The sequence below is a fragment of the Vibrio sp. McD22-P3 genome (assembly GCF_021568915.1).
Taxonomy (GTDB): domain Bacteria; phylum Pseudomonadota; class Gammaproteobacteria; order Enterobacterales; family Vibrionaceae; genus Vibrio; species Vibrio mediterranei.
On sequence record NZ_JAKGTN010000002.1, the window covers coordinates 418252 to 427975 of the forward strand.

The window sequence follows — 9724 nt, forward strand, 5'->3', positions numbered from 1 at the left end:
TCCGATATTGATGGTGCAGAGCACGTCGCTAAATAGGTCAACTTTAAGCAGACGTTAACAATAGTTAAATACAGCGTTTTTACATTTCATATGTATTTGAGTTCTGGCATCAAACAAGCTTTAATTGTATCGCCCTGATATTCAATCGAAGAAGCCAACTCACCCTCAATAACAACATTAGAGACCCCCATTTTAGCTAAGTCGCTTTTTGAGTAGTACCACCCGTGTGTTTCCTCAGTTAATTGACATTTTTTCGAACTAGTTTGACCGTACACAGTGATATCAGGATCAACATCAACGTACTCAAAAAAGGCCTCTTCTTTTTCGCGTAGTCGGGATATAAACGTCATTAACTCTTCTTTATCGGTAGAGGAAACCGATGCTTGCCAAAGTTCATCTGACTGTCTTGGCCCTCCGTGCCAACCAATAAGAGAACCTTCTTTAATCAAGACAGTTTTTGCAGCTGGAATAACATAATTTGCACATGCAGAAAAACAAAGTTTATCAACTTCAACATCCAGATTATTTTCTTTGATAAAATACCCAAGTTCGATACCCGAAGGCACATCACCACCAGGGCTAGTGATTCGTATTTTTTCAATATTTGCTCCAGAATTTCGAACAACTCTTAATGCTTCCAAAACGCTATCGCCAGATATTGGGCCGTCAAATATAAGTGTGCTTCCGGATACTGACACATTGTGATCGGGCATAAAAATAATCGGGATACTTTTACAACCTGACAATACAGCGAGTGATACTAGCGAAAGGCAAAGTAATCTCATTTCCTGAACTCCATTTTGGATTGACCTAATTCCGTTTTTTTCACGGTGCATGGATTACCGGCAGCCATGCAATTGGCAGGAATATCCTTTGTAACTACGCTACCAGCGCCAATTATCGCGTTATCACCGATATTGACCCCAGGAAGAACAATACATCCGTAACCGATCCAAACATCGTTGCCAATTGTGACAGGCTCAGCTTTTAGGTTATCAAGCTCATCCGGATGACCTCGGTTTGTAAGTGTATGGCCACTACAATCCATAATCACTGTATTAGGGCCAAAAATGACGTTATTTCCTATTGAGATTTTGTCGTAAGCACAGATTGAAGTGCCCTGAAGCACGCACCCTTTACCAATGACTATTTTGCCAAAAGGCCTGTCGTTGACAGCAACACTTGTCAGTTTCGTGATGCCAGAAGGAAAGGCTGGAAAGTGGGATGATTCGAGGTAACACCCTGAATCAATTACGATAGCTTTGCTGTTGCTTGGGAAATATTCGGATCGTTTCGACCCCGCTTTGGTCAATATAATCGACGGACAACCAGAAAATGTGACCCAATTATCCGAACCAAAGTATTTACCATATTGTTCCATTAACTCAACGTCAGATAGTTCAGCATGATTATCTGGGCTGAGTATTCTCTCGTGGTTATACATCTTGGGCTTCCTGCTTAAAATTATTCGGGATTTCTTGAACTAGACCACCACCCATTAGCAATACTCTGTCAGCTGATGCTATAGTCTCTGGACGGTGTGCAATCATCAAAATAGGCGTCTTGATATCTTTAAACATCTGGCAGACAAACGACTCCGAATAGATGTCTAAACTACTAGTCGCTTCGTCTAACACTAGAAACTTAGGTTTTTTGTACAGAGCTCTCGCAATGAGAATTCTTTGTTTTTGGCCTCCAGAAAGGCTTGAGCCCATCTCGCCAACTAGCGTGTGGTATCCCATGTTTAGGCGTTCAATATCATCATGAACACCTGCCCTACGAGCACACATAACGAGCCACTCCTCATCTAAATCGCCAGCGAAGAAGGTTATATTCTCGATAATTGAACCACTAAATAGTTGGTCTTCTTGCAATACCGCACCGACTTGCTCCCTAAGGGTTTTGGAGGCTGTCGACTTATTGCCAAAATAATTAATGCTACCTGACGTAACGGAATAAATACCTAACAACAGTTTAGAAATAGTTGATTTACCACAGCCAGACGGTCCGACTAACGCAACAATCTCATTACTTTTTACAGTAAAGCTTGCACCGTTAAGAATAGGAGGCTGATCTTTTCCGTAGGAGAAGAAAACATTGTCAAACTCAATAGCATTATTACTTAGATTATTGGCTTCAATTGGCAACCCTAAGGCACCAGGAACACTATCCGTTTCTTTCTCAGTCAAGACAATATCCGCTAAACGCTCGTTGTATACAGATAACATCTTAAATTCAAAATACTTATCGATTAATGAACTAATACTGGCAGAGAATCGGCCTTGATACGAAAGAAAGGCCATCAACATACCGATTGTAAACAGCCCATCCAGCACCAAATTTGCGCCAAACCAGAGAACCGTAGCTGAAACAAGGCTGACAATCGTCACATTCATTGTGTTGTAGATCATCCCGAGTTTCTGCTCATGTAGCTGCGCATTTCTTCGTTTAATATTGAGGTTTTGCCAAGATGACTCGCGCCAAGGTAATGTCCCATTGACTCTTAAGCTCAATACACCGCGAACTGTCTCAATAAAATAACTTTCTTCTTGAGTACTGGCCTCCCAAGTGTTTTCTTCTGCACGTTTAAAAGCACCAAACCAGGCAAACCTCAGAACTACGTAGCCTAACGCTGCAGCTATGGCAATGAATGATAGTTGAGGGCTGTAAACCAACATAACTGAAAGAGTGCCTACCACTAACACTAAATCGAGTAGAGCCTGAATAGCGCTAGTAGTTAACGTTTGTTGAATGACACCCACCGCGGAGAATTTCGCACTTATGCTTCCTATGTCCCTTTTTTCAAACCAATCTATCGGTAATCGGAACAAGTGGTGGAACACATTTGCAGCCCATTGCATGTTAAAATTCACTGATAACTTGATTGTCGCCCATTGTTGAGCAAGACCGATTAGGGTTTGCGTTGCTGTTACCATGAGTATGGCTCCGATGACGAGTACAAGTAGGTTTTTGTCATACCCAACTAACACTTCATCAATCACAATCTGATTGAAGATAGGCAAAGTAAGCGCTAATACCTCTAATACCAATGCGAACAAAAAAATTCGACCTAGGGCTCCTTTAAGACCAATGGTTTTACCAATTAGAGTTGATAGCCGAACCGCTTTACTTTCAACTTTTTCTTCAAAGTCGTGGGTTGGTGTGAGTTCAAGAGCTATTCCTGTGAAATGCTTATTGACCTCATCATGGCTCAGTGTCAATGCACCGTTGGCTGGATCGTGAATTTCAATTTTCTTTCCACTTACTTTTTTTAGCACAATGAAATGATTGAGATTCCAATGCAAAATGCAAGGTGTAGCTAATTGCTCCAATTCATCAAGATCTAAACGTACCGCGCGACCAGAAAGCTTAAGAAGTGCACCGCACTCAATGAGCCGTGCAAATGACATCCCATGCTGGGTAATGCCACATTTTGCCTTTAGCGATCGCAGATCAGTTTTGTAACCATGCCAATCAGCAATCATCGCAAGGCATGCAATACCGCATTCCGCCTTTTCTGTTTGGCGTATCAGAGGGAGCCTCTTTCCCCACCCCCAGTCTATCAACCTTTCTGCATGCATGATTACATTCGACCTTTGACGGTATACAAAGGCTCTAACAGCCACTCGTAAACCTTACGTGTGTCCAGTTCAATATCTGCAGTCAATGTCATCCCAGGTACAAACATTTGCTCCTCTCCATAAACCGTAATAGTCGGTTTATCTAATTTGACTCTTACTTGGTACAAACCAACGCCACCATGAGTACGAGAAAGCTGGCTTTGTATCAATGGGCTATTGGGTAGCATCTCAGCCGTGACAGCAGATTTTGATATAGATGAGATAACACCTTGTTGAACGCCAAACTTTTCATAAGGAAATGCATCGAACCGTAGGCGAACATCTTGACCTTCTTGAATAAAACCTATGCTGCGACTCGGTGCGTATAATTCAACAAAGACAGGTTCTTCACCTTCTGGGATCAGTACAAGTAGTGGTTGACCTTTGTTAACTGAATGGCCTTCCTTAACGAATATTGACGCAACCACACCGTTAATAGGAGATACAATCTGAGTGTCTGTTTGAAAAAAGTACTCCATTTTGTTTTGCACGATTTGTTGAAGCTGGCGGTCTATGTCCTGAAGGGCAATCTCAAGCTCTAACTGCAGTGTCTCTCTTGTTTCTTCCCGGTTCGCTTTCTCTCTTCCCAAACGCTGTAAACTCAGGCGTTGGTTTTGCACCTTAGCTTCTAGTGTTATTAACTCTAGTCTTTGCCTCTGAAGTTCAATAGAAGAGATGAACTGCTTGTTGACTAACACTTGTTGTTTATCAACCAAACTTTGAGCAAGACTCAGTTCTTGTTCAGATAAGTCAACAACAACTTTTAGTATGTTAGCCTCTTCAGATAAACGTATTAAGTCATCATCAATGACTTCTAATTGGTGTTGCGATTTTTCTATTTCTTTACTTCGACGTTCATTTAACAGGGCAATTTGATTTTCAATGGTAGTGACAATCCGCTTTTTTACTCCCTGGCCAAACTGATCATATCGCTCTGTTTTTATCTCATACAACGGCGCCCCAGAGAGTATTTTTTCACCCTCAGTAACAAGTACCTTTTCGGCATATCCTTCATCATTAGCTTGTATCTTTACAATACCTCCAGTCGGACTAACCACACCATTCAGTGTGTCTCGGCGTGTGTACTCGGCAAAAACAACGAAGCAAATGATGGTCGTCAGGACAAACACAGATGCAGCCACAAAAAGATGTTGATTCAATGAAGCATCAATTAAAATAGAGCCTTGATGGTCTGACTTCTGCGCCTCAAAATACTCTGGCCGATACAAATGTTTGGCTTTTGATATCACGGGTCATCCTTTCCCTAAGCAAATGAGGTTAAAGCTGCTTAACTGCAATTTTTTGACTCTTCTTTGAAACCAAGTTTGTATTGATTTTTTTTGCCGACAAGTCGACACCACATTGACAAATCTTGGTCCTGCACGTTGTAGGAAGGATAGGTAGCTCAATGTCTTCATCATAAATCGAACCAATCGGACCATCTTGCATACACCAAGAACGGTAAATATCGCCGCTGAATGTGACGACTAAACTGTCAATACCAGCGTAGCAGTCCCAACCTACAAAATTGGTTTGATCATTAGCGATTAGATCAAATGTGGACAGATTCTTGGTTGTTCCATCGGTATATTTAACTTCTAGTTCAGCCATTGAAGGTGGAAGTGTTTTAAGCTCAGGTCGACCACGAAAGTCATTCATTATTTGTTCTTGTTCGGGTGTGTACGGATACTTCTTGGTAATTCCACCATGGCCGAAGCCTTCAAAGAGTGGTTGTAGAGCAATAGAGCAACGAACTTCTTGTTTTAACTTGTTTGCAACCGCTAGACAATCATCAAAACGCTCAGGAATCATCATGATGTTGACGTGAAAGCGAGTAGTTTGAGAAGCTTCAAGGACTTTAGACACCTCAATAAAGTGAGATTCACTTTTAATATCATTGATATGATAGCTGAGGCTCACTCCAGATAGTAAATGCGCATATTGTTCCCACCACTTTAAGGACTTTGAACCATTTGAAACAATACAGACTAACCCATCGTTTTGGTGGATATATTTGACAAGATCATTAAAATATCTAAGTAATGTGACTTCACCACCACCAAATTCAAAATGCGGAACTAACCCCTGGTTTTTTGTATAGGCTATAATTTCACTAGCGAAACCGATAACAACTTCATATGGTGGTGGTTTAATTGAGCTGCTATTTAACTCAGGGCTGCAGTACGAGCAGCTATAATTACATCCATTAAATAGAGCCCAGTTTATTTGAAAGAAATTATTGTAAGAAAAAACACATCTAACGTTATTGCATTTCATTGAGATGATACCTTAAAATACTTAGCAGTAAATTCATTTGATTATGTGTTCATATGTTTTTATAAAACCAACACCACAGAAGACTTTTATTATAATTTCCAAAATTGCACTCCCACTTAGAATAAGGTACTCGACTAATATAATTGATAGCATCATAAAAGAGATTAAAATAAGATATCTTTTCATAAACGTCCTTATATTAAAGGTATGGAACAATCCATACCTTTAGAGCCACTCTAATTACCGTAGCCTCGGCCTCCGGTTGGGGAGCCAGCCATACCCCCTCCACTTTGAAGACCGTTCCCCATATAACCACCACCACTAACATTCATACCAGCAGCTGCGGATGACGATGGACCTGTTTGCGGGGCGTTATGTGTATATATACTCTTTACGCCGTTCCATACTTCACTAATAATGATTCCCCCGATTATAGTTTGAGGTGTCCCAAACATTCTCGAACCATCTCCGCCCCCATCAACCATTGATATTTCATCAACACTTAAGTTATACATAAGTTATTTCCTTATATTTGAATTACAGTAAAAGAGTACTGCGCTCATAAAAACTATCTTGTTAACCAGCCTTTTTTCTTTCCCAGAATTTCATCAGAATAGCCAAGTAAGTTTGGTAGCCATGTAATTGCCTCTAACAATGCGGAATACATTGGTGCTTTTAAAGCCTGATGATTTGATAAGTCACCAGATAAGTTAAAGTCTCTTATATAGGACTGCACCAACAAAAAATAGATCATTATATTTGCCGCACCGATTACTATTGGTGTCCAAATACCCATCGCCACCATAAATCCTAATAAAATAATGCTCGACGGAAATATGTATTGTGCCGCGGTCAATAGAAACCAAGGAGATGCACACAATCCAGCTATCCAATGTGTCTTCCAAGCTTCCGCATAAGCTTCTACTCGTCCACGAGCCCAGCGTCGGCGTTGATTAAATAGCCCCTTAGCATCGGTTGGGCACTGCGTAGTTGCTTTTGCTTTGGGTGCGTATCCTGTTCGATAGCCGTTTGATATTGCTTTCCAGCACCAAGCGATGTCTTCGACTAACCACTCGCTCCATCCGCCTAACTTTTTCACTACTGAAGCTCGGTGAGCGACAAAGGCGCCTGCTAAGACTGGAACACAACCAAGTTTGTCTTGCGCGGCCCTTATTGCGCCATAAAAGCTAATATGTTCATAGTGTTGCAGTTTTCCGATAAAACTGTCTTTATGGTTTTCTGGAGTGATATAGCCACAAACGGCGGCGTACTTTTCATCAGACCAAAGCTTAGTGACCAGTTCGTAGATACCATTGGGTTCTATATAGGTATCGCTGTCTACAACGACATACACATCTCCAGTAGCCATGCCAAGTTCTAAAACATGATCCAAGGCAAAGCCTTTTCGTCCGCCATTGACCGCTCTTTCTACAATCTGGAAGTCATGATTTACTTCGGTATGTGAAATCCACTCTTTAACTCTAGTTATTGCATCATTTGTCGAGCCATCATCAATGACAATTACCTGAATTCGATTTGAATATTTTTGGTTATTTAACTTATTCAAGGCACATATTAAATGCTCTTTGTTTTCATTATAAAAAGGCAAAAATACAGAGACAGTTGGGTGGTCGTCATTCTTACCGTTCGGCTTTCTAAGTTTGTAACATCCAAACAAAACAAGGGTGGTAATAAATGACACTAAGGACGTAGAAATTAATATTACTTCTATTACATCAATCATAGTTGTCTCACTCATGATACGTAATCGTTAATAAGCTGACTAACCGATTGATAGTCGTATTCTGTGTTCAAGTGCCGTTGAAGCATGGTAAAGGATGAATATTTAGCCTTTCGCAAAGGAAACCCAACAGAATCAACATCGAGCCCGAGATCCTTTGCTTCTATGAGAACATCATGACGAAATTCATGGTCATTAAAGCGAGTAATAAACCTTCGCTCAGCACTTTTTAGGCGCTCTTTTAATCGACTCGCTTGTTGTAAGCTTGATTTTGAATGATCCTTAAGTCCTAGTTCTATTAACAAGAACTTGTTCTCATATTCATCAAGTAACCTCGAAAAATACGATGAATATTCTCTAATTTGACCTGTGGTTAATTCGCCTTGCGAGTAGTGATTTAACGTGTCAATGAAGTTAACTAGCCAGGATTCTATAAGTTCATGGTCATCCCAGACGGCCCCGACACCATTTGCCAGAACATAGTTGCCGAAGTCTGGTACAGCCGTTATTGTGCCAAAATCTAAGAATCGACCATCAACCGATACGTTTGAGCTCGTTAAGGAACCATGTGGGATGCCTTTGACTCTAGATGCTGCAATTTGGCAAGCCAATCGATCGATCATTTTATCTAGTGTATTATCAAGAGAAGCTTTTTCCTTTCCACTTAACAATAATTTCGAGAAATAGGGCGCAGCCTTTCTCACGCGATTGGCATCATTATCACGAAGATGTTTGTAGCTCTCCTCTGGCCAAAAAAAGGAGCAACGCTCAAAGTGGGCAGGGCGTACAGACACTTCCCTTATTGTTAGGGCGCAATGTTTATCAGGCGCATTATCCAAGTACCCAAACTTATGCTTTACGTTAGTCTTGATAATAGCTAACGTGCGTATTGCTCCATAGGGCAAATATTTGTGGCAGATTTCTCCCCAAATCGCTTCATTGATCGCCTCATCTATAAATAACTTACCGTGTGAATGACTTTCAGACATATTTGAAGCAACCAAAGGGTTACGGCCAATTCCTTTGATTTGAAAATGGCCATTTAACCCACACCTTGCACTGCCACCATTGCATATTTCATGTCGAGAGCCATACTGATCTGCCATGAACTGTTTTTTATCATTAGTGATAATTCGTTTCTTCTCGGCATAGCCCTTCGACACGTAACTAAAGTTCTCGATCAACTCACTTTTAATGGCATTATCATCAAGTTCAATTTCATATTCTTGTGTAAGCGCCTTATTGATCCAAACCACTTGAGTGTCTTTTAGCTTGTATGTATCAAATAATACAAAGGACTCTTTAGGTAAATGTTTATCAACATAAGGAGTATTGTCTTTTCTAACATATTTATGTGTTGTCAGAAGTTCAGTATCCATAAATACTCCGTTTATTTGTTTTGATAATATTTCCATATTCGTCTCGAATACAAATATTGACCTCTCTTGTACTTATTTTTGTAGAGGAAATTACATGCTTATATAGCGCCTTCAATTGACTTAATCTGTTTCTTTCGACAAACCAGTCAACAACAATCAGATTACATCCCCCATTCCAATGCATTGGCTTAAGTGAGAATCTAGGTTGAGTCATATAATTAGATAGTGTTGAATCATCAACCCACGCCCAGATAACGTATCCGGTGAATCCAACATCGCTAGATAACTTAAAAAACTTGTATTGCCTATGAATTACCGCTGGTTTTATCCAATGCAGGAATGACGCAAGGTTGAGTTCCCTGCGTGAAGCACATTTAGCCATTACCTCTAAAAATTGCCCTAACTCATGGGTCACTTCTATCTTTGATAAAGGACCATAAGGTAAACCGGAAATTTGACTATTAACTGAAGAAACCGAAGTTTTTCTCATTACAACCTACAGTGACGGTGTGAGTTATTACTCCCTATATTAGAAATTAGAACTTAAATAGACACACCTTCACTAACGCTTTCCTTCGTCTCACAACACACATTAACTTTATTGATAACCCCCTCTGGCAGGATTGTTGTCACTGTTAAAATTTAACCAGTATGGGCGGTATTGAGTAAACTTTGTCTCGTATACCAGCAGAAAGAAAAGAAGCCAT

The 9724-nt window shown here is 40.4% G+C and carries 9 protein-coding genes and 1 pseudogene; all 10 read right to left on the reverse strand.

The features are described from left to right. Nucleotides 1-86: 86 nt before the first annotated feature. On the reverse strand, nt 87-785 hold the full coding sequence (locus L2W36_RS03935) for a hypothetical protein (protein WP_236109382.1): 699 nt from the start codon (nt 783-785) through the stop codon (nt 87-89). Continuing rightward, nucleotides 782-1444 carry an acyltransferase gene (locus L2W36_RS03940; protein WP_236109383.1) on the reverse strand — a complete coding sequence of 221 codons (663 nt, stop codon included), beginning with the start codon at nt 1442-1444 and terminating at the stop codon, nt 782-784. Before L2W36_RS03940 ends, L2W36_RS03935 begins: the two co-directional genes overlap by 4 nt. Beyond that, entirely contained in the window at nt 1437-3581 is a 2145-nt protein-coding gene (locus tag L2W36_RS03945) for a peptidase domain-containing ABC transporter (RefSeq protein ID WP_236109384.1), read from the reverse strand. The genes L2W36_RS03940 and L2W36_RS03945 overlap by 8 nt, the downstream gene beginning before the upstream one ends. A 2-nt stretch (nt 3582-3583) precedes the next feature. After that, nucleotides 3584-4870 carry an HlyD family secretion protein gene (locus tag L2W36_RS03950; RefSeq protein WP_236109385.1) on the reverse strand — a complete coding sequence of 429 codons (1287 nt, stop codon included), beginning with the start codon at nt 4868-4870 and terminating at the stop codon, nt 3584-3586. Nucleotides 4871-4898: 28 nt separating this feature from the next. Continuing rightward, nucleotides 4899-5486: a hypothetical protein gene (locus tag L2W36_RS27405; protein ID WP_329605660.1), complete on the reverse strand. Its 588-nt coding sequence runs from the start codon at nt 5484-5486 to the stop codon at nt 4899-4901. 66 nt (nt 5487-5552) lie between these two features. Next, a pseudogene (locus L2W36_RS27410) lies at nt 5553-5897 on the reverse strand (radical SAM protein); the annotation flags it as partial. 236 nt (nt 5898-6133) lie between these two features. Then, entirely contained in the window at nt 6134-6412 is a 279-nt protein-coding gene (locus L2W36_RS03960) for a hypothetical protein (protein ID WP_236109387.1), read from the reverse strand. A gap of 53 nt (nt 6413-6465) precedes the next feature. Beyond that, nucleotides 6466-7641 carry a glycosyltransferase gene (locus L2W36_RS03965; RefSeq protein WP_329605659.1) on the reverse strand — a complete coding sequence of 392 codons (1176 nt, stop codon included), beginning with the start codon at nt 7639-7641 and terminating at the stop codon, nt 6466-6468. Nucleotides 7642-7652: 11 nt separating this feature from the next. Beyond that, entirely contained in the window at nt 7653-9017 is a 1365-nt protein-coding gene (locus L2W36_RS03970; RefSeq protein WP_236109389.1) for a protein adenylyltransferase SelO family protein, read from the reverse strand. Then, nucleotides 9007-9507, reverse strand: coding sequence for a toxin-activating lysine-acyltransferase (locus L2W36_RS03975; protein WP_236109390.1), 501 nt, complete (start codon nt 9505-9507; stop codon nt 9007-9009). Before L2W36_RS03975 ends, L2W36_RS03970 begins: the two co-directional genes overlap by 11 nt. Nucleotides 9508-9724: the final 217 nt, after the last annotated feature.

Coding starts and splice junctions, on each gene's coding strand:
- L2W36_RS03935 (WP_236109382.1), bottom strand. CDS start 785: ATGAGATTACTTTGCCTTTCGCTAGTATCACTCGCTGTATTGTCAGGT.
- L2W36_RS03940 (WP_236109383.1), bottom strand. CDS start 1,444: ATGTATAACCACGAGAGAATACTCAGCCCAGATAATCATGCTGAACTA.
- L2W36_RS03945 (WP_236109384.1), bottom strand. CDS start 3,581: ATGCATGCAGAAAGGTTGATAGACTGGGGGTGGGGAAAGAGGCTCCCT.
- L2W36_RS03960 (WP_236109387.1), bottom strand. CDS start 6,412: ATGTATAACTTAAGTGTTGATGAAATATCAATGGTTGATGGGGGCGGA.
- L2W36_RS03965 (WP_329605659.1), bottom strand. CDS start 7,641: ATGATTGATGTAATAGAAGTAATATTAATTTCTACGTCCTTAGTGTCA.
- L2W36_RS03970 (WP_236109389.1), bottom strand. CDS start 9,017: ATGGATACTGAACTTCTGACAACACATAAATATGTTAGAAAAGACAAT.
- L2W36_RS03975 (WP_236109390.1), bottom strand. CDS start 9,507: ATGAGAAAAACTTCGGTTTCTTCAGTTAATAGTCAAATTTCCGGTTTA.